The sequence below is a fragment of the Novosphingobium sp. ZW T3_23 genome, assembly GCF_044987305.1.
Lineage (GTDB): Bacteria > Pseudomonadota > Alphaproteobacteria > Sphingomonadales > Sphingomonadaceae > Novosphingobium.
In genome coordinates, this window is sequence record NZ_JBJDRF010000025.1 from 16,268 (window position 1) to 35,733 (window position 19,466).

The 19,466-nt window shown below is 67.3% G+C and carries 16 protein-coding genes and 1 tRNA gene; 9 read left to right on the plus strand and 8 right to left on the minus strand.

Annotated features, from left to right (window positions below):
* Positions 1-10: 10 nt before the first annotated feature.
* Together purU and ACI3K3_RS13845 are read left to right on the plus strand one after the other, a co-directional pair.
* Positions 11-865 carry a formyltetrahydrofolate deformylase gene (gene purU, locus ACI3K3_RS13840; RefSeq protein WP_404914602.1) on the plus strand — a complete coding sequence of 285 codons (855 nt, stop codon included), beginning with the start codon at positions 11-13 and terminating at the stop codon, positions 863-865.
* Between the two features lie 53 nt (positions 866-918).
* Positions 919-1,323, plus strand: coding sequence for a VOC family protein (locus ACI3K3_RS13845; protein WP_404914603.1), 405 nt, complete (start codon positions 919-921; stop codon positions 1,321-1,323).
* Between the two features lie 6 nt (positions 1,324-1,329).
* Here the strand turns inward: ACI3K3_RS13845 and ACI3K3_RS13850 are convergent, their stop codons facing one another.
* Complete coding sequence (locus tag ACI3K3_RS13850) at positions 1,330-1,782, minus strand: protein tyrosine phosphatase family protein (protein ID WP_404914605.1); 453 nt, start codon at positions 1,780-1,782, stop codon at positions 1,330-1,332.
* Between the two features lie 100 nt (positions 1,783-1,882).
* Here ACI3K3_RS13850 and ACI3K3_RS13855 point away from each other — a divergent pair, with 100 nt between their 5' ends.
* Entirely contained in the window at positions 1,883-2,770 is an 888-nt protein-coding gene (locus ACI3K3_RS13855; protein WP_404914607.1) for a dienelactone hydrolase family protein, read from the plus strand.
* A 117-nt stretch (positions 2,771-2,887) separates the two neighbouring features.
* The gene (locus ACI3K3_RS13860) at positions 2,888-5,092 is read left to right on the plus strand and encodes a transglycosylase domain-containing protein (RefSeq protein WP_404914609.1); all 2,205 of its coding nucleotides are present in this window, start codon (positions 2,888-2,890) and stop codon (positions 5,090-5,092) included.
* Between the two features lie 193 nt (positions 5,093-5,285).
* Here the strand turns inward: ACI3K3_RS13860 and ACI3K3_RS13865 are convergent, their stop codons facing one another.
* The 3 genes from ACI3K3_RS13865 to hflK form a co-directional block, all read right to left on the minus strand.
* Positions 5,286-6,821 (minus strand): Do family serine endopeptidase, encoded by a 1,536-nt coding sequence (locus ACI3K3_RS13865; RefSeq protein WP_404914699.1) that lies wholly within the window; start codon positions 6,819-6,821, stop codon positions 5,286-5,288.
* A gap of 169 nt (positions 6,822-6,990) precedes the next feature.
* Positions 6,991-7,833 carry a protease modulator HflC gene (gene hflC, locus ACI3K3_RS13870; protein ID WP_404914611.1) on the minus strand — a complete coding sequence of 281 codons (843 nt, stop codon included), beginning with the start codon at positions 7,831-7,833 and terminating at the stop codon, positions 6,991-6,993.
* Positions 7,833-9,134: a protease modulator HflK gene (gene hflK, locus ACI3K3_RS13875; RefSeq protein ID WP_404914701.1), complete on the minus strand. Its 1,302-nt coding sequence runs from the start codon at positions 9,132-9,134 to the stop codon at positions 7,833-7,835. The genes hflC and hflK overlap by 1 nt, the downstream gene beginning before the upstream one ends.
* 178 nt (positions 9,135-9,312) lie before the next feature.
* Between hflK and ACI3K3_RS13880 the strand changes: the two genes are divergently transcribed.
* The 4 genes from ACI3K3_RS13880 (at position 9,313) to ACI3K3_RS13895 (ending at position 14,592) form a co-directional block, all read left to right on the plus strand.
* Positions 9,313-10,281, plus strand: a complete 969-nt coding sequence (locus ACI3K3_RS13880; RefSeq protein ID WP_313435693.1) for an Mrp/NBP35 family ATP-binding protein — start codon at positions 9,313-9,315, stop codon at positions 10,279-10,281.
* Positions 10,281-12,551: a molybdopterin cofactor-binding domain-containing protein gene (locus tag ACI3K3_RS13885; RefSeq protein WP_404914614.1), complete on the plus strand. Its 2,271-nt coding sequence runs from the start codon at positions 10,281-10,283 to the stop codon at positions 12,549-12,551. Before ACI3K3_RS13880 ends, ACI3K3_RS13885 begins: the two co-directional genes overlap by 1 nt.
* The gene (hemH, locus tag ACI3K3_RS13890; protein ID WP_404914616.1) at positions 12,551-13,555 is read left to right on the plus strand and encodes a ferrochelatase; all 1,005 of its coding nucleotides are present in this window, start codon (positions 12,551-12,553) and stop codon (positions 13,553-13,555) included. Before ACI3K3_RS13885 ends, hemH begins: the two co-directional genes overlap by 1 nt.
* A gap of 83 nt (positions 13,556-13,638) precedes the next feature.
* Positions 13,639-14,592 carry a MarR family transcriptional regulator gene (locus tag ACI3K3_RS13895; protein WP_404914618.1) on the plus strand — a complete coding sequence of 318 codons (954 nt, stop codon included), beginning with the start codon at positions 13,639-13,641 and terminating at the stop codon, positions 14,590-14,592.
* A gap of 34 nt (positions 14,593-14,626) precedes the next feature.
* On the opposite strand, the gene ACI3K3_RS13900 is transcribed toward ACI3K3_RS13895, so the two are convergent.
* The 4 genes from ACI3K3_RS13900 to ACI3K3_RS13915 form a co-directional block, all read right to left on the minus strand.
* A tRNA-Thr gene (locus tag ACI3K3_RS13900) sits at positions 14,627-14,702 on the minus strand.
* Between the two features lie 92 nt (positions 14,703-14,794).
* Entirely contained in the window at positions 14,795-16,534 is a 1,740-nt protein-coding gene (locus ACI3K3_RS13905) for a DUF885 domain-containing protein (protein ID WP_404914620.1), read from the minus strand.
* A 104-nt stretch (positions 16,535-16,638) separates the two neighbouring features.
* Positions 16,639-17,523, minus strand: coding sequence for a hypothetical protein (locus ACI3K3_RS13910; RefSeq protein WP_404914622.1), 885 nt, complete (start codon positions 17,521-17,523; stop codon positions 16,639-16,641).
* Between the two features lie 9 nt (positions 17,524-17,532).
* Positions 17,533-18,855, minus strand: coding sequence for a replication-associated recombination protein A (locus tag ACI3K3_RS13915; protein ID WP_404914624.1), 1,323 nt, complete (start codon positions 18,853-18,855; stop codon positions 17,533-17,535).
* Between the two features lie 109 nt (positions 18,856-18,964).
* Here ACI3K3_RS13915 and ACI3K3_RS13920 point away from each other — a divergent pair, with 109 nt between their 5' ends.
* Positions 18,965-19,384: a hypothetical protein gene (locus tag ACI3K3_RS13920; protein ID WP_404914626.1), complete on the plus strand. Its 420-nt coding sequence runs from the start codon at positions 18,965-18,967 to the stop codon at positions 19,382-19,384.
* Positions 19,385-19,466 lie beyond the last annotated feature (82 nt).

Sequence of the window (19,466 nt, forward strand, 5' to 3'; positions counted from 1 at the left end):
AGACCGATCGATGGCCGAACCGCTGATCCTCGCATTGTCCTGCGCCGACCGTCCGGGCATCGTCGCCCGCGTCACCGGCTATCTCGCGCAGGCGGGCGGCAATATCATCGAGGCGCAGCAGTTCAACGACCTTGAGGAAGACAAGTTCTTCATGCGGGTGGCCTTCGATCCGGGCTCGGCAGACCGCGAGGCGTTCAGCGAGGGCTTCGGGGCGATCGCCCACGAATATGGCATGGCCTGGTCGATGACCCGGCGCGACCGGCCGCGTCGCGTGCTGCTGCTGGTCAGCAAGTTCGACCATTGCCTGGCCGACCTGCTCTATCGCCAGCGCATCGGGGAAATGCCGATGGAAGTCGTCGGCATCGTCTCCAACCACCCGCGCGAGGCGATCAATTCGCTGATGATCGGGGACTTCCCGTTCCATCACCTGCCGATCACCAGGGACACCAAGGCGCAGCAGGAAGCGCAGATCCGTGCTCTGGTGGAAGAGACGCGCGCGGAGCTGGTGGTGCTGGCGCGCTACATGCAGATCCTTTCGGACGAGATGGCGGCCTTCCTCTCGGGCCGCTGCATCAACATCCATCACTCGTTCCTGCCGGGCTTCAAGGGCGCCAAGCCTTACCACCAGGCCCATGCGCGCGGCGTGAAGATGATCGGCGCGACCGCGCACTACGTGACGGCAGACCTCGACGAAGGCCCGATCATCCATCAGGACGTCGAGGCGGTGACCCATGCCGACACGCCGGAGGACATGGTGCGCAAGGGCCGCGACATCGAGCGCCGCGTCCTGGCCGAAGCCGTGCGCCTGCACCTCGAAGACCGCGTGCTGTTGAACGGTTCGCGCACGGTGGTTTTCCGCAGCTGAGGATTTGACTAAGATCCGCCAGCGTCGCATTTTCAATAAAAGGGAGAGCGACCATGCCCGTGAATGGCGTCGATCACGTCAATATCCTCACCGACGACCTCGAAGCGACGGCCTCGTTCTATGAGCAGGTGCTAGGCCTTACGCGCAGCGAAAATCCGACGATCGCCAAGGGTATTGCCGGATACTGGATGCGCGACGCGGCGGGCGACGCGATCATCCATCTCGTGGACCGGACCACGGCGGGAGACCGCTACGACGCCTACCATCCGGGACAGCCGACCAATGCCCTCCATCACTTCGCGCTGCGCTGCACCGGCTATCCGGAAACCCGCGCCAAAATCGAGGCATTGGGGCTATCGCATCGGGTCAGCGAACATCCGGCGCTGGGTCTTGCCCAGATATTCCTGGTCGATCCGAACGCGGTCAATCTCGAACTGAACTTCGGCGGCGCGCTCTGAAGGCACTCAACCGGCGATGAAGCGGGCCCAGGCGCCCGCGTCGGGATTGTCGCTGGTTTCCGGCTCCCAGTGACGGCGCATCAGCGCGCGGGCCTCTGCCTCTGGCATCCCGCGCGAGCGGTTCCATCGATAGAGGAAGGCGGAAACGCGCCAGTTCAGAATGCAGTGGACGTGCACCGCCTGGCCTTCGACTTCCGCCATGGCGCGTGCGAACGCGGTGTAGTGAGCTTCGTCCGGCGCATCGAATGGCACCGGAATATGAACGTAATCGATGCCTTCCCGCGCCAACTCCCCAAGTTCGTTCGGAAGGGCTTCCGGATGGCTGGCGAGCGCCAGGTTGATGACCCGGCGCACGCCGATCGCAGCGAGACACCCGGGATCCCCGGCGACGAGCTTGCCCGATGTGGTCAGTCTTGCGTCCATGCGCTGCCAGCATGCCATTTCGAGCGGGTCGTGCATCGCTATGCTGCGGTTCCTTCGGTGAAACGTGGGACTCGCCTTGCGACGAACTCGCGGCTAGCCTGATTTTCGTCCCGAAAACAACACCGGATCGCCTCTCATGTGCGACGATTTCACTGCCGAGGCCGAAGAAGCCCATCTCGCGCGCCGCGCCTCCCTTTCGAGCGGGCTCGACCGGCGCGCCTTCACGGCGATCGGCGCAAGCGCGGCGCTGGCGGGTTGCACCAGCATCATGAAGACGCATCCCGCCAATTCGGTGCGGGAGCGGATGGTCTCGATCACCACGGCGGACGGCGTGGCCGATGCCTTCTTCGTGCATCCGGCCAAGGGCAGCCACCCCGGCGTCATCTTCTGGCCCGACATCGCCGGCCTGCGCGAAGCCAAGAAGATCATGGCCCGCACCCTCGCCGCGGAGGGTTATGCGGTGCTTGTCGTGAACCCCTACTATCGCGGGCAACCGGCGCCGGTCTTCGAAAGCTTCGCCGGTTTCCGCACGCCCGAAGGCCAGGCCAAGGTCGAACCGCTCCGCGCCGCGCTGACGCCCGAGGCGATCACCCGCGATGCGCGGGCCTATGTCGCGTTCCTGGATGGCGAGAAGGCGGTCGACCGCAAGCGGGGAATCGGCTCCAACGGCTATTGCATGGGAGGGCCCTTCACCGTGCGTACGGCGGCGGCCATGCCGAGCCGCGTGCGCGCGGCGGCGTCGTTCCACGGTGCCGGGCTGGTCACCGACAAGCCGGACAGCCCACACCGCCTTCTCGCCGCCACCCGGGCCTCTTATCTCTTCGCGATCGCCCGCAACGACGATGCCAGGCAGCCCACCCAGAAGACCGACCTCAAGGCCGCCGCCGCCGCTGCGGGGCGCGCGGCCGAAGTGGAAGTCTACCCCGCCGATCATGGCTGGTGCGTGCCCGATTCTCCCGCGTGGGATCCGGACGCCGCGGACAAGGCCTGGCAACGGATGTTGGCTCTGTTCGGTGGACTGTAAGAGTTACAGGGTCCGGTCGCCGTCGTTTCCCTGTTAACGCCGGGTTACAATAGCCGCGTCCAGAGTGTAGGAACCGCTCGGGCCATGTCGCCCGCTTAAGGGATTTGTACCTAGAAAATGGCCAATGATTCCGGCCGGCGCCGCTCGACCAGCGGGCCTTCCTCTCCTGCAAAGAAAAAACCTCTCTGGCGCCGAATCGTTCGCGGCGTGGTGATCTGGAGTGCCGCGCTGACGGTGCTCGGCGTCCTGTTCCTCGGCACCGCCGTCATCTTCACGATGAGCGAGCTGCCGGAATACAATTCGCTCAAGAGCAGCCAGAACGGCCAGATGATCGTCGTGCGCGCGCGGGACGGCACCGAACTCGTCTCGCTCGGGCCGAGCTATGGCAAGTGGTTGAGCTACGACCAGATTCCCGAAGTGATGAAGGGCGCGATGGTCTCGGTGGAGGACCGCCGCTTCCGCGAGCACATCGGCGTCGACGCGCTGGGCCTGCTGCGTGCGGTCTACGTCTCGACCACGACGGGCGGGCGCGCCAAGGCGACGTCCACGATCACCCAGCAGCTGGCGCGCAACGTGTTCCTGAACAACAGCCGCTCCTTCACGCGCAAGGCGCGCGAGGCGGTGCTGGCGCTGGCGCTGGAACGCAAGTTCACCAAGGACCAGATCCTCGAACTCTACCTCAACAAGGTATATTTCGGCGGCGGCGCCTACGGCATCGACGCGGCGAGCCGCAAGTTCTTCGGCCACCCCGGCACCGAGCTTTCGACCGCCGAGGCGGCGATCATCGCCGGGCTCGTGAAGGCGCCCTCCAACTATTCGCCCACGGCCGACGTCGAAGCGGCGAAGGATCGCGGCGAAGTGGTACTGGGCCTGATGGTCAAGAACGGCGCCATCAGCCAGAGCGAGGCCGACCAGGCCGACATAGCCGACGTCAAGGTCGTGCGGGAAAAGGGCCAGAACGCGGTCCGCTACTTCACCGACTGGGCGCTGCCCCAGCTCGACATGCTGCTTCCCGACACCAACGAGCCGATCGAGGTCTGGACCACGCTCGACCCGAAGATGCAGCAGGCAGCCACGAGCGCGATCGTCGCCAACGCCCCCAAGGGCGCGCAGGGCGCGCTGGTCAGCCTCGACCGCGACGGCGCGGTGCTGGCGATGGTCGGCGGCACGGACTACGTGAACTCGAACTATAACCGCGCCACCACCGCGCTGCGCCAGCCCGGCTCGGCGTGGAAGCTGTTCGTCTACCTATCGGCATTCGAGGCGGGCTATACGCCCGACGATCGCGTGGTGGACGAGCCGGTGACGATCGACGGCTGGAGCCCGCAGAACGATGGCCGCAACTTCGCCGGCCAGATCGACGTGCGCACCGCCTTCGCCTATTCGAAGAACACCGTGGCCGCCCAGCTCGGCAACGAAGTGGGCTTCGGCACCGTCGCCTCGATGGCGCGGCGTTTCGGCGTTTCGACCCCGATCAACACCAAGCCCGCGATGGTCCTCGGCACTTCGGAAGTCCACGTCATCGACATGACCCGCGCCTTCGCGGCGATCTCGGCGGGCGGCACTTCGGTGGAGCCTTATGGCATCGTCAAGGTGACGACCGGCGGGGGTGACGTGATCTACGAGCACAAGTCCGCGCGCGGGCAGGTGCTGGTGCCGCCCAATGTCGCGGCGGGCATCACCGATCTGTTGCAGACCACCGTCGCCACGGGCACTGGCCGTGCGGCGCAGATCGGCCGTCCGGTCGCGGGCAAGACCGGCACCACCAGCTCCAACAAGGACGGCTGGTTCCTGGGCTTCTCCAGCGGCATCACCACCGGCGTGTGGATGGGCCGCGACGATGCTCGCCCGGTACCGGGCCTCTCCGGCGGCCACGCCCCGGCGCGCGCTTTCTCGGACTACATGAAGGTCGCCGTGGCCAAGCGCCCGGTGGAGCAGTTCCAAACGGAAGTGAAGCTTCCCGAATGGCAGCTCGAACCCGACGACGAAGCCCTTCAGGGCAACCCTGAGGACTATTACTACGTCGACGAGAACGGCAACATCGTGCGGCCCGAGAACGGCGCGGTGGGGCCGGACGGCCAGCCGCGCTACGAGGACGGCTCGATGGGGCCAGGCGCCGGCCCCGGACAGCCGCAGATGCCGGACTACGGCCCCGGCCAGGCACCGGCGGCGGCGGGCGAGGATTTCCTCGACCGCGCCACCGGACGCTCGCGCAGTGACGATCCCGGCCTTCGCGCTGGGCAGGGACTGGGCAATGGGCCGGGCATGCGGCCCGGTTCGCCGACCCCACGTCCGACCGCGACCCGTACGCCGGGCGACTGATACGAGACATCTTTCGTGAAAACGAGAAAGCCCGCCTTCATCCAGGCGGGCTTTTTTGTGGCCTGTGCAGTACCGGCACGGCTCTGACCGGCGAGCTTTCCGTGAGCTTGCCGAAAGATGCGGCGTCCCGACAAAGGAAAGCGCCCGCCGGATTTCTCCGACGGGCGCTTTCTTTTGCCTTCGAGGGGGCTGCTTAGCGCAGGCGCACCGGGACGAATGCCGGCGGCTGGCCGCGCGGTTGGACGCGCAGCAGGATCGCGGAGCGACCCTCGGCCTTGGCGGCCTTGATCGCATTGTCCAGATCGGCCTGCGTCGCCACCGGCGTATTGTTGGCCGAGAGGATGATGAAGCCGCGAGCGAAGCCCTTCTGGCCCGCGTCGGAGCTGGGATCGACGCCCACGATCACCAGGCCGCGCGTGCCTTCGGCCGCGCCGAGCTGGCGGGCGATCTGCGGCGTCAGCGGGATCACCGAGAGGCCGAGCGACTTCTGAACAGCGCTTTCGCCCTGTTCCTTGGATGCATTGCCCAGCGGATCGTTCTCGTTGGTGCTCGGGTCGAAGCTCTGCTGAAGCTCGTCGTCGGTCGGGCGCTTGGCGACCGTGGCGGTCACCGTCTGGCGGCGGCCGCCACGGATCAGTTCGATCGGGATGCGCGTGCCGGGAGGCGTATTGGCGACGAGGAACGAGAGCGTCTGGTCGCGGGTCACTTCCTTGCCGCCCACCTTCACCACCACGTCGCCCGCCTGGATGCCGGCCTTGGCGCCGGCGCCATCGGGAACGACGCTCTGGATGAATTCACCCTTGTTGTGTTCCAGGCCAAGCGAATCCGCGAGGTCTTCGTTCAGCTGCTGGATCGTGACGCCGAGGTAGCCGCGCTCGATCGCCTGGCCCTTCATCAGCTTCTCGACGATGGGCGAGGCGATTTCGGCAGGGATTGCGAAGCCGATGCCGACGCTGCCGCCGGTGGGCGAGAAGATCGCGTTGTTGATGCCGATCACCTGGCCCTTCATGTCGAACATGGGGCCGCCCGAGTTGCCGCGGTTGATCGAGGCGTCGGTCTGGAGATAGCGGTCATAGGCGCCGCCCGCACCGGTGTTGCGGTAGACGGCCGAGACGATGCCCGCCGTGACCGTGCCGCCGAGGCCGAAGGGGTTGCCGATCGCCAGCACCCAGTCGCCCACGCGGGCCTTCGAGCTGTCACCGAACTTGACGTAGGGCAGGGCTTTGCCGGCAGTGATCTTGAGCACCGCGAGGTCGGACTGCGCGTCCTTGCCAATCAGCTTGGCGGGATACTCGGTGCCGTCGGGCATGATGACGGTGATCGATTCGATCTCGCCCTTGCCCTCTGCCGTGATCACGTGGTTGTTCGTGACGATGTAGCCATCCGCCGAGATGACGAAGCCCGAACCCAGCGACTGGGCTTCGCGCGTCTGCGGCGTGCCGCCGCCGCCGCCACCGCCGAACAGGCCTTCGAACGGCGTACCGGCGAAGGGATTGTTGCCGCCCCCTGCCACCTGCACGCGCTGGCGCGTCGAGATGTTCACCACCGCAGGCTGAAGCTGCTCGGTGAGGTCGGCAAAGCTGTCCGGCGCGCCGGCGCGGGGCACGACGCGGGCCATCTGGCTTGCTTCGTTCTGGGCGACCTGGGCTCCGGCGGGGAAGCCTGTCACCAGCGTGGCGGTGGCACCTCCCAGCAGGAGCGCTGTGGTCAATCCATAAGCGTATCGCACGGGCTTCACGTCCTTTAATTCCTCCGTCTTGGCGGTGTGGCGTCACATCCGCCGACTGGTGCCGATTGAACTCTTGAGAGCTTAACCGGGTTTGAATGGATCGGGGAGCGGGCTCTTGCCGCAGCGGGAAAACCCTGGGGGCTTTTCACTGGAAGACGCCTCGCGCCGGTCACGGTTCCCTGAAGTGGTTGAGATAGGCGTTATCGGGGGAAAGCAGGATGGTCTTGCCGTTGTCGCCCTTGGCGAAGGTCACCGAATAGCTCTGCATGGACCGGTAGAAGTCGTAGAACGCCGGATCCTTGCCGAAACTTTCGGCATAGACCTTCGCGGCCTGCGCTTCGGCTTCGGCCTGGATGATCTGCGCATCCTTCTGGCCCTGCGCGGCGATCGTGCGCGATTCCTCGGTGCGCGCGGCCTGCATGCGGGTGAAGGCGCTTTCCAGGGCACCCTCGGGAAGATCGGCGCGCTTGATCCGCACGTCGACCACCTGGGCGCCGTATTGGCGCGCCTCGCGGTCGAGGCCGTCGCGAATATTCTCCATCGCCTTGCCGCGCTCGGCCGTGAGCAGGGACTGGAAGGTCCGCTTGCCCAGCTCCTGGCGCAGCACCGAGGAGAGGATCGGTTCGAGCTGCTGGGTCACGTTCTCAGTCGTGCCGGCGGATTCCACCATGCGGACCGGATCGATGATGCGGTAGCGGGCATAGGCATCGACGTTCAGGCGAAGCTGGTCGGTGGAGAGCACCTGCTGCTGCTGCATGTCGACCGAGAGCAGGCGCTTGTCGATGCGCACCACGCGATCGACGATGGGAATGCGGAAATGCACGCCCGCGTCGGTCTGGCCGTAATCGGCTTTCGGATTGAACCGGTTGTAGACCGCCACCGGACGGCCGGTGCGCACGACCACGGCCTGCTCGGTTTCCGGCACCACGATCACGCTGAGCATCAGGGCCACGAGGGCCGCGCCGCCAAGCGCGAGGGGAAGCTTGTAGTCCTGCCAGAAGCTGCCGCTCATCACTGGCCTCCCTTCGCTGCGGGGGCTGCCGGCGCCGAGCCGGCGGGCACGGTCACCACGGTTTCTTCGCTGGCGGGCGCACGGCGCCTTACTTCCGGCAGGGGCAGGTAGGACGTCATGTTCTTGGAATCGCTGACGACAACGTCGTTGTCGCGCAGCACGCTCTCCATCGTTTCGTAGTACATGCGGCGGCGCGTCACTTCCGGCGCCAGCTTGTACTGTTCATAGACCTTGTCGAACGAGGCCGCCGCGCCCTGGGCACGGGCCATGGTCTGCTGCGCCCAGGCGCGGGCCTTGGAGCGGTCCCGATCGGCTTCCTGCTGGGCGACGTTGACCTGGTCGAAGGCCTCACGCGTCTTCGCCGGCGGATCGGCCTTCTTGACCTCAACGCCCTGGATGGCGACGCCGGCGCGATAGAAGTCGAGGATGCGCTGGGTGCGTTCGCGAACGTCCTGTTCGACGACCGCGCGGCCCGCGCCCGAAAGCGCATCGTTCAGCGAGATCTGCGCGATCGAGGCGCGCATCGCCGCTTCGGCCACTTCCCGCACCGTCTCCTTCGGATCGGCAAGGCGATAGGTGTAGTCTTTCAGGTTCTTGATGTTCCAGCGCACCAGATAGCTGAGATCGACGAGATTCTTGTCGCTCGTCAGCATCAGCTTCTCGCCCTCGCCATCGGGGATCGAATAGACGTTGAAGCTGCGAACGTCCTGCACGTCCACGGATTCGAAGGGCCAGGGCAGGGTCAGCGACAGGCCGGAATCGATGGTGCGGGAATAGCCGCCGAGCCGGGTGACGATGCCCTGTTCCTTGGGGCCGAGCATGTGGACGGTGGACATCGCCAGCAGCGCGACCACGGCGACGCCGATGCCCAGCGGCAGCCAGGACCTGCCATCGGCGCGGCGCGGCAGGTTGGGAAAGCCGCCGGGGCCGAACCCGCCGCCACCGCCGCTGCCGCCGGAGCGGCGCGGTTCGCGCGGACGGAAGATATCGTCGAGGCCCGCCGACCGGCGCGGCGGCGTGTCTCCGCTGGGCAGCCAGGGATTGCGCGGGCCTTTCTTGTCGCCCGGCCGTTCGGGGGTGCGTTCGGGGCCGCCATCGGGCGACGACGGTGCGTTCTCGCCGCGTGGCCCGGCGCCTTTTGCGCCCCGACCTTCAGCGTCGCTTTCCGTCTCTCCCGTCACGGGGCGTTCCGGTTCGGAACTGTCGCCGGAACCGCTCTGCGAGCCGTCTTCCGGCCCCTCGGATCCGGAGCCGGAATTTCCGTCATTGCCGCCGCCCCAGGGGCTCTGGCGTCCGCTCATGGCGAGACCGTGGGGCGAGTTTGCATCACCGATTGCTTTCATGGCTTTATCTATAGGTGCGGTATTCGCACAAAAACAGTGCCTCTCTTGCCCTTTTTCTCCGACTGCTCCACCTGAACCCCAAATTCTTCCCGAGGCGTGCCGGCATTTGGCACCGCCAGCTTTGGAAAAGGACGCGATGACCATTTCGGACGCCGATCGACTGAAAGCCCTCCTGCCGGCCGAGGTGGCGGGGCGGATCCAGTCGCTGCGGGTTGCCGACGGCAAGGTGAGCGTGGTGATCGATGCCACCGGCCTGTCCGTGCAGGATCGCGCGGGGCTGGAGCAGCTCGTATCGGGCGCACTCGATGGCCAGCCGGGCGTCGATGACGTGCGCGTGGCGGTCATGGCGGAGAAGCCGGTGCGACGCATCCTGGCGGTGGGATCGGGCAAGGGCGGGGTCGGCAAGTCGACGCTCGCGGCCAATCTCGCCGTGGCGCTCTCGCGCATGGGGCGCAAGGTCGGGCTGGTCGATGCGGATATCTACGGACCCTCGCAGGCCCGTCTGCTCGGCACCGAGGGGCAGCGGCCGGTGGCGCACGAGAGCCGGCTGGTGCCGGTCGCCAGCGCTTTCGGCGTGCCGGTGCTGTCGATGGCCAACCTGCTGGAACCGGGGCAGGCGATCGCCTGGCGTGGGCCGATGGTGGCGGGCGCGCTCACCAAGATGCTCGAAGGTCACTGGGACAATGCCGAAGTCGTCGTGGTCGATCTGCCGCCCGGCACCGGCGACGTGCAGCTGACCATGCTCCAGAAGTTCAAGCCGGCGGGCGCGGTCATCGTCTCCACCCCGCAGGATCTGGCGCTGATGGACGCCACGCGCGCGGTGGAACTGTTCGAGAAGAGCGGCGTGCCGGTGGTGGGCGTCGTCGAGAACATGGCCGGCTATGCCTGCCCCCATTGCGGCGAGGTGAGCGATCCCTTCGGCATCGGCGGCGCCGAAGCGGCGGCGCGGGACATGGGGCAGACGTTCCTCGGCCGCATCCCGCTGGACATCGCCATCCGGCGCGACAGCGATGCCGGCAAGCCGCCGGCCGCCGGAGAAGGCCCGCAGGCAGAGGCTTTCGCCGCGCTCGCCGCCAAGGTTTCGGACTGGTTGGACAGCCACTGATGGCACTTGCGCGCCCCTCCGTTTCCAGGAGGGGGATCCTGATCGGCGCGCTGGCGGGCGGCGGTCTTGCGGTGGGCTATCTGCTGCGCCCGCACCGCTTTCCGCTGCCGCTCGAACCCGGCCGCGACGAATATGCCTTCGGCGCCTGGATCAAGATCGCGGCCGATGGCGTGGTCAGTGTCGCGGTGCCGCAAGTCGAGATGGGGCAGGGGGTGACCACGCTGCTTCCGCAGATCGTCGCCCAAGAACTCGGTGCCGACTGGCGGCAGGTGGCGGTGGAGCCCGCCCCGGTCAGCGCACTTTACGCCAACACCGTGCTGGCCGCGAAGTGGGCGCCGCTCTGGATGCCGTTCGCGTCCGATCTTGCCGGGGCGCCCGAGGGCATGATCGCGCGGCGCTGGGCCGAGGATCACCGCTTCAACGTCACCGCCGATGGCACTTCCGTCGCCGCCTATGAGGGACCGGCCCGCGCCGCCGCCGCCTCCGCGCGCGCCCTGTTGGTTCAGGCGGCCGCCGCGCGCTGGAATGTCGCGCCCGAGGCGTGCGACGTGGCCGCCGGGCTCGTCACGCATGGCGAAAAGCGGCTGAACTTCGGCCCGCTGGCACGCGAGGCGGCAGGCTTCTCCCCGCCGGACCCGCCGCCGCTGCGTCCCGAGCCGATGGCCGAGAAGCCGGGCGAATTCGTGCCCGGCGCACCCTTGCGCTATCCCCGGCTGGACCTGCCCTCGAAAGTGGACGGATCGTGGACTTTCGCGGGCGACGTTCGCCTGCCGGACATGCTGCGCGCCGCAATCCGCCACGCGCCGCTCGGCAAGGCCAGTGTCTCGGGATACGACGGAAACGCCGGCAAGGGCCTGCGCGGCTTCGCGCGTTTCGTCCAGGGGCCGGACTGGGTGGCGGCGCTGGCGCAGGACTGGTGGACGGCGGAAACCGCGCTCACCCGTGCCGCACCGCGTTTTCGCGTCGCGCGCGGCAGCGACAGCGGCGAGATCGACACGGCGCTGGACGAGGCCATGGCGCATGGCTCGCCCACGCGCATCCATCTGGCGGGAGACAAGGCGGCGGTCGAGGGCGCCATGCCCGTGCAGATCCGCTACGAAGTGGCGCCGGGCCTCCACGCGTCGATCGAGACCGCTTGCGCCACTGCCCGCTACAACGGCGGCCGCCTCGAACTCTGGATCGGCACCCAGGCGCCCGAGGCCGCGCGTAGCGCTGCGGCAGAGGCGCTCGGAATCCATACGGGCGACATCGTGCTCTACCCTATGCCGATCGGCGGCAGTTTCGACCGACGCCTGGAATGCGCCCACGCCGCGCAAGTCGCGGTTTTGGCGAAGGAGGCGGGGCGTCCCGTGCAATTGACGGTCTCGCGACGGCAGGAGCACTTCGCCACCTTTCCCCGCACGCCTGCGGTGGCCGTGATGGCCGCGCGGCCTGACCCCGAGGGAAGACCCATGGCGTGGCGCGCCCGCATTGCCGCGCCGGCTACCGCTCGCGAGTTCGGACGGCGCTTCTTTTCGGGCGATGCGCCGTTCGACGCACTCGATGCCGTGGCCGAGGCTGACGATCGAATGGCGGTGGAAGGCGCGATTCCCGCCTATGCCGTGCCCAATCTGGCTGTCGATCACATTCCCGCCGCGATCGGCCTGCCAACCGCCCGTATGCGCGGCAATGCGCACGGCTACACCGCCTTCTTCAACGAGAGTTTCGTGGACGAGCTGGCGCACCGGGCCGGACGCGAGCCGCTCTCATTCCGCATGGCGATGCTCGGCCACGATCCCCGCCTTGCCGAGTGCCTCCAGCGCGCGGCCAGTCTGGCGCAGTGGGGCGGAGGCGGCGACAACAGCGGCCAGGGCCTTGCCTGCCATGTCATCGGAGAGGCGCGCATCGCCGTGGTCGCCGGAGCCCGGCGGGACGAGAACGGGGTCCGGGTGGACAAGCTGAGCGCCGTCGCCGACATCGGCCGCATCGTCAATCTGGACGTGGCGCGTCAGCAGATCGAGGGCGGTTTGGTTTTCGGGCTCGGGGTGGCGCTGGGATGCAGTGCCAGTTACGCGGGCGGACGTCCGGACGGCGAGCGCCTGTCCGACCTTGCCCTGCCCACCCTGGCCGATTGCCCGGCGATCGAGGTGGAGTTCATCGACAGCACGGCTGATCCGGCTGATCCGGGCGAAATCGGTGTGGCGGCTGTCGCGCCTGCCGTCGCCAATGCACTTTACTCGGCAACCGGGCTGCGTTTCCGCCGTTTGCCGCTCTTTGCCGAGGATATGTGATGTCTTCCAGTGATCAGCCGTCCCCTGCGAAGGGTATCGGTGTCCTTCTCGTCAACCTCGGCACGCCGGATGCGCCGACACCGTCCGCCGTCCGTCGCTATCTTGCCGAATTCCTCTCGGACCGCCGCGTCGTGGAGATCCCCGCGATCGCCTGGCAGCCGATCCTGCGCGGCGTCATCCTGCGGACCCGCCCTGCCAAGTCGGCCCACGCCTACAGGCAGGTCTGGACCGAGGAAGGCTCACCGCTCGCCGCGATCACGCGGGCTCAGGCCGCCCGTCTGCAAGAGCGACTGGGCGTCCGCGCGCGGGTAGATTGGGCCATGCGCTACGGCAATCCTTCGATCCCCTCGCGGCTGGAGGCGATGAAGCAGGCGGGGTGCGATCGCATCCTCGTGGCGCCGCTCTATCCGCAATACTCCGGCGCGACCACGGCCTCGGTGATGGACAAGCTGGGCGAGGCACTCGCGGCGATGCGCGCACAACCCGCAATCCGCACGCTTCCGCCCTATTTCGACGATCCGGCCTATATCGGCGCGCTGGAAACCGATCTGCTGCGCCAGGTCGAGGCGCTGGACTTCGTGCCCGAGCTGCTGCTGCTTTCCTATCACGGCATGCCGCAGCGCACCGCCGACCTCGGCGATCCCTATCACCGGCACTGCCGCGAGACCTCGCGGCTGTTGAGCGAGCGCCTCGCCAATTCCCGGCCGGACCTGCGTATCGAGACGAGCTTCCAGTCGCGTTTCGGCCGCGCCAAGTGGCTGGAGCCTTCGACGGAGGATGTTCTGGCGGCAGAGGCGAAAGCCGGGACGCGCCGTATCGCGGTGGCGGCGCCCGGCTTCTCGGCGGACTGCGTGGAGACGCTCGAAGAACTCGCGATTCGTGGGCGCGAAGTATTCGAGGAAGCCGGTGGGCAGAAGATCGCGGTGCTGGCCTGCCTGAACGACCAGGCTGCCGGGATGGACATGCTGGAGGCACTGGTAACCCGCGAGATTGCGGGCTGGTAACAAGGTTTTACCATCGATTGCGTTGACTTCGAAGGCTTACGTTATACCCCTTAGGCGGTTGTCGAAGCAGGGGGCGAGCGATCATGCAGGGCGCGGAAATCGCCGATTTCTCCTATGGAGTTTCATCCAGCGCATCTGGTGCCAGGGCGGTGTCGCTGTCGATCTTCGTGGACAGGCCGCACTTGCGCGCGGCGATGCGGGACGATGCAATCGCCGCCGGAGTGGAAGTCGCCCATGTGGCGCCGCTCAGCGAACTGATGGAGAACGAGGGGCGGCCGCTGGCCGATGTCGTTCTGCTCGATTGCCCGATCGTCGATGCGCAGGCCATGGCCGCGCTGGCGCGGCTGGACCTGCGGGCTGCAAATGGCGAGGCGCGGCTGATCGTGTCCACATCGGTCGATGCGCTGGACGATGTGTTCGCCTGCATGGACATGTCTTCGCCGCTTCTTCTGGTCGATCCCAACCGTGCCGAACGTGTCATGGCGCTGGGGCAGACGCTGGCCGGGTTCCCGGCCGCTCGCCTGAGGGAACTGTCCGACGACGATCGGCTGATGCTGCTGCGCCTTACCGAGCAGGTCGGGCAGATCGCGGGACACATCGACCGACTGGCGCCGCGCGAGACGACGGCGGTCATGGAACCGCGCAATCCGGTGGAAGAGCGAGCAGTGCCGCTGGCGAGGTCTGCCAGCCTGCCTGAAGCGCGCCTGATTCGCCGCGTCATACGGCAAAGGCAGTTGCGCGCGCGCTTCATCGAAGGCGAGTTCTTTGCCGATCCCGCCTGGGACATGCTGCTGGACCTTGCCGCCGCGCGCGTGGAAGGCAAGCGGGTGGCCGTAACCTCGCTCTGCATCGCCTCCGGCGTACCGCCGACCACGGCGCTGCGCTGGATCGGCGCCCTGGTCCAGGCCGGGCTGTTCCAGCGCGTCTGCGATGAAAACGACCGTCGCCGGGCCTTCATCGAACTCACCGAAAACGCCGCGGACCGGATCGCCCGCTATTTCGACGAAATCGCCTCGCTGGGAGCGATCGTCCTTTAATCGTGTCGTCAGGGTGTCGGAGAAAGGTGGACGGTGGTGCCGGCTACAGGATTCGAACCCGTGGCCCCCTGATTACAAATCAGGTGCTCTACCAACTGAGCTAAGCCGGCCCGGCGCAACGGGAGAGCCGATGCGCGAAACAAGTCCGGCGCCCTTACCTTGAGGGAGGGGCGCCGGTCCAGTTGCTTTTGTGAAATATCGCTCAGAAAATGGCGTGGGGTGCATCTTCCTGCATCATCGCCTGGCGTACGAGCGGGATCGGCGGGCCGCCGTGGCTCAGGAACTGGTCGTGGAACGGCTTCCAGGCCGCGCGGCCGCCGCGCGGCGCGGTCCAGTCGTCGCGCAGCTTGCGGATCATCAGCTTGCCCAAGGTGTAGTTGAGGTAGGCCGGATCGTAAGTGCCGCGCGCGGCCTGCTGTTCGGCGGTGCCTTCATCCTGGTAGCATTCGTCCATGAACAGGCGCTTGGACTGCGCCTGCGTCATGCCGCGCGCATGGAGGCCGATGGCCGAGAGATAGCGGCAGTTGCGCAGCAGGGCGTTCGAGAGCTGGCCGACATGGACGCCCGCATCGCCTTTGCCCAGGCCCGCGTCCCACATCATTTCCTCGGCATAGTGCGCCCAGCCTTCCGCATAGGCATAGCCGACCCAGAGACGGCCCACCCATGACGGGGAGCGGTTCGAGTGGAGGAATTGCAGGAAGTGGCCGGGCATGACCTCATGCACCGAGGTGAACAGCAGGTCGTTCTTTCCGGGGATGTAGTCCTGCTGCATCTGCTGCGACCACGAAGGGTCGGGCGGCGAGATGTAGTAGACCGAGGGAATGCCCTTCTCCAGCGGCCCGGCGGGATCGATATAGGCCGAGTTCTGGCGGTTGTAGGGAGGGCTTTCCTCAACCAGCGCCTGCTCGGTGCCGGGGATCGTGGCGATGTCCTGCTGGCGCACGAAGGCGGTGAGTTCGGGGATCTGGAGGCGCGCGGCGGCGACGGGGCCGCCTTCCGGCTTGTCGGCGCGCATCTTGTCGAAGCAGCCCTGGATGTCCTTGCCCGGCGCATATTCGGCGCAGGCGGCCTTCAGCAGGTCTTGGTTGCGCTTGAGATCGGCGCGGCCCACGGCTTCCAACTCGCTCAAGGGGGCGTCCACCGCCTCGGTGGCGGCAAGCATGCGCGAGAAGCGCTTGGCGCCCATCGCGAAGTCCTGGGTGGGCGTGGCCTTGCCGAGCCACTCGGAAAGATCCTGCATGGCCTTGGCCGCGCTTTCCGAACTGGCCTTGAACTCGGCCTGGAGCTTCGCGTCCTTCACGTCGGCGAAGGCGGCGCGGGCATCGCCCCGGTAATAGTCGGCAAACCCCGAGAAGCCTGCGGTGCCCAGCTTGATGAAGCTGGCGGGCATGGCGGTCTTCAGGTTGCCGCGAATCTGCCCGGCGGCCGCGGGCACCGCCTTGAAGAAGGCGATCATCGCCTTCATGCGCGTCGGCTTGTCGGCATAGGCGCGGCTGACGTAGACGTTCGGATCGAGGCCGCTCTCGATATAGTAGCCGGGATTGTTGTGCGGCTTGTCGGCGTCTTCCAGCCAGAACAGCTGGCCCTTGGCGACCTGCACGAGATAGTCGCGTTCGAACCGGTCTTCGACGGTTAGGTGGGTGAAGGCCCCGGCATCGGCGATCACTTTCTTCAGGAACGCGCCGCGTGCCTTGAGGCCGTCCGGGCTCCAGTCGGGCAGCTTGCCGTCGAACTGGTGGGCGCCCTGATAGACGGCGAACGACGGGTCCTGGGCCATCCAGGCTTCGATCGTGCGGTTGACGAAGGCTTTCCAAGGCGTGGCCGGCTTGCCCAGCGCGACCGAGACGGCCGTAGGCGGTGAGGTGGCGGGCTTCGCTTGCGCGCTTTGGGTTCCAAGACCGAGAGCAAGGCAGGCGATACCTGCCAGCAACGCGTGTTTCATAGGCTGAATGGTCCCTGTCATCGCTTTTGGCCCTGTCATCGCTTTTGCCCTGTCGATCATCTTGGGGGCGCGTCGTTCATCGCCCCGATAGCCCTGGTTCTGGGCTATGCCGCGCCGAAGGTCCAGCCCTCGGTCCGGGCAAGTTCGGGTGTCAGATCAACGGGTTTCCACAGGTCGGCGCGTGGCGCGGCGGTGCGCAGCCAGGCGGCGGTGAGCAAGGCGTCGGCGCTGTGATCATCGATCGGGCCGGTCCCCGTGACGGGAGCGGAGCCCAGCGCCGAGAGAGCGTGGTTGAGGGCGGCACGATCGGTCATCTTGGCCCGGCTGGCCGATCTCCCGGCGGCGACGGCGGCGAGGGTGGTATAGATCTCGGTCACCACCGATCCGCTTTCCGGCAGGGGATCGATCGGCCAGACGGGAAGCGCGCCGCCGAGGCGATGCAGCAGCCGCATGCCGGTGAGGCTGGACTTTCCGACTTGCGCAGCGCCCACGAGGTTGAAGTTGGAGTAGGGATTGCACCCCGCGCGGGCCTGCGCTTCCTCGGTCACGCGCATGCGCCCGCGCCGGTGGAGCGCGGCGGGCAGATGAAAGCGCGCGCCTTCCCGGCCGCCGTGGCGGCGGAAATAGGCGCTGAGTTCGGGGTGATCGACGAAGCTGGCGGCGGCCAGATGCTCGTCCTGCGCGCAGACCGCGTCGATCAGGGCCCAGAGCGTGCGGGCGTTCGGGGGGCTGTCCGGCCAGTCCGGGAAGAAGGCCCCGGCATCCGCGAAAGGCAGCGAGATGCCGAGATCGAGGCCGACCAGTGTATCCTGCGGCAATCCGTCCCGCAGCAGGCGCAGCACGTCCTCGCGCGACCAGTGGGCGTGGCCGTTCGGACGCAGCAGGCGCGGCGCGTCTTCGAGGCCGCACAGGGCAACGGCGATGCCCTTCTGGCGCGGGCCAAGCGCCCCCGACCAGTCGATCGCCATGAAATGCCGGAACCGGGGCATCGCGCCGCGCTAACTCTCGCGCCGTTCGGTCCGCTTGCGGTCCCACCATTCGATGCGCTTGCGGATTTCCCGTTCGAAGCCGCGCTCGACGGGCTCGTAGAACGTCTGCGGGGTCATCTCCTCAGGCCAGTAGTCGTCGCCCGAGAAGCCGTCCGGCGCGTCGTGATCGTAGGCGTAGTCCTTGCCGTAGCCGATGTCCTTCATCAGCTTGGTCGGCGCGTTGAGGATATTGGCCGGCGGCATGAGCGAGCCGGTCTCGCGCGCGGAGCGGGCCGCGCCCTTCCAGGCCACGTAAGCCGCATTCGATTTCGGCGCGGTGGCGACATAGAGGCAGGCCTGGGCGATCGCCAGTTCGCCTTCGGGCGAGCCGAGGAACTCATAGGTCTGCTTGGCGGCCAAGCATTGCACGAGCGCCTGCGGATCGGCCAGCCCGATGTCCTCGCTCGCCATGCGCACGAGGCGGCGCAGGAGGAACAGCGGTTCCTCTCCTGCCGTCAGCATGCGCGCGAGGTAGTAGAGCGCGGCCTGCGGATCCGAGCCGCGCACTGCCTTGTGAAGCGCCGAGATCAGGTTGTAGTGGCCGTCTCGATCCTTGTCGTAGACGGCGACGCGGCGTTGCAGGAACTGGCCGAGTCCGGCCGGATCGAGCGGCTCGGCGATCCGCGCGGCGTAGAGCGTCTCCGCCTGGTTGAGCAGGAAGCGTCCGTCGCCGTCCGCCGAGGCGACCAGCGCCGCGCGGGCGTTGTCGTCCAGCGGCAGCGGGCCTTCCAGCGCTTCGGCCTTGTCCAGCAACCCGTTCAGGGCTTCCGGCCCGAGGCGGTGCAGGATCAGCACCTGGGCGCGGCTGAGGAGGGCGGCGTTTAGCGCGAAGCTCGGGTTTTCCGTCGTCGCGCCGACGAGGGTGACGGTGCCGCGCTCGACGAAAGGCAGGAAGCCGTCTTGCTGGGCGCGGTTGAAGCGGTGGATCTCGTCCACGAAGAGCAGCGTGCGCTGCCCGGCGCGGGCGGCGAGATCGGCTTCGGCAAAGGCTTTCTTGAGATCCGCCACGCCCGAGAACACGGCGGAGACGGCGGTGAAGCGCATGCCCACCGCGTCCGCCAGCAGACGGGCGGTGCTGGTCTTGCCGGTGCCGGGCGGTCCCCAGAGGATCATCGAGGAGAGGCGGCCCGCCGCCACCATGCGCCCGATCGGGCCTTCCGGGCCGGTCAGATGCTCCTGCCCCACCACGTCGTCCAGCGTGCGCGGGCGCAGGCGGTCGGCCAGCGGAGCATCCTCACGCGGTTCGTCGGGCGCGGGCGAAGGGGGCAGGTCATCGGCAAAGAGGTCGGCCATGGCCACTATCTAGCTATTGTTCCGAGGAATTGCATCGGTTCCGGGGCAGGCGTATCCTGCAAGGCCATGATCGAGACAGGGAGGGTAAGCGATGGCCGGGACCTTGGGAGTGAGAACCCCACGGCATCTGTGGATCGTCGGGGTGCTGGCGTTGGTGTGGAACGCCTTCGGATGCACCGACTTTTCGATGACCGTCACGCGCAATCCCGAATGGCTCGCGCCCCTCTCGCCGGAAATGATAGACTGGCTGGACGCGGCGCCGAGCTGGACGATCGTCACCTGGGCGCTCGGCGTATGGGGCGGGCTGGCGGGTTCGCTGCTGCTGCTCCTGCGCTCGCGCTGGGCGGTGGCGGCCTTCACGATCTCGCTGCTGGGGCTGGCGGTGAACCAGATCTACCCGTTCGTTTCCGAGACGCCGGCGATGCTGACCAGCCCGGCCAGCATCGGCATAACGCTGGTGATCTGGACCGTGGCGCTGTTCCTGCTCTGGTATGCGGTGCGGCTGCGCAACGCCGGAGTTCTGAGGTAAGGGCCTCACCCTTCCCCACAGCCGCAACGGCATCCCATACTCAAACGTCATCCTGAACTTGTTTAGCTGCGCTGGCCTTCGG